The sequence below is a fragment of the Pseudomonas sp. 43(2021) genome (assembly GCF_017490805.1).
GTDB lineage: Bacteria > Pseudomonadota > Gammaproteobacteria > Pseudomonadales > Pseudomonadaceae > Aquipseudomonas.
This window is the reverse complement of the sequence record NZ_JAFGYJ010000503.1, coordinates 1-453: the sequence shown is the minus strand read 5'-3', so window position 1 is coordinate 453 and position 453 is coordinate 1. Positions and strand designations below refer to the sequence as shown.

The following is a 453-nucleotide window of genomic DNA, read 5'->3' as shown; positions in this document are numbered from 1 at the left end:
GGGCTTGCTCGGGCCGGACGTGTTCATTCCGCTGGCCGAGCAGACCGACCTGATCGTACCGCTGGGCCGCTGGGTGTTGCGCGAAGCCTGCGAAACCGCGCTGGAATGGCCCCATGACATTCTGCTGTCGGTCAACCTATCGCCTGCGCAGTTCGCCCTCAGCGATGTCGTCGAAGATGTTCGTGAAGTGCTGGTGGAAACGCGTTTCCCGGCCAGCCGTCTGGAGCTGGAGATCACCGAAAACGTGATGCTCAACGACACCGACGGCGCGCTGACCACCATGAATCAGCTGAAGGAGCTCGGCGTGCGTCTGAACATGGACGACTTCGGCACCGGTTATTCGTCGCTCGGTTACCTACGCGCCTATCCATTCGACGGGATCAAGATCGACAAACGCTTTATCGCCTCGATCAGCAGCGGCACCAACGACCGTGCCGTGGTGCAAGCGATCAT

At 60.7% G+C, this 453-nt stretch carries 1 protein-coding gene; it reads left to right on the top strand.

Annotated elements, in window-relative coordinates; all coding sequences use genetic code 11:
* On the top strand, window positions 1-453 hold a 453-nt coding region (locus J5M71_RS28390; RefSeq protein WP_207838962.1), incomplete at both ends, for an EAL domain-containing protein.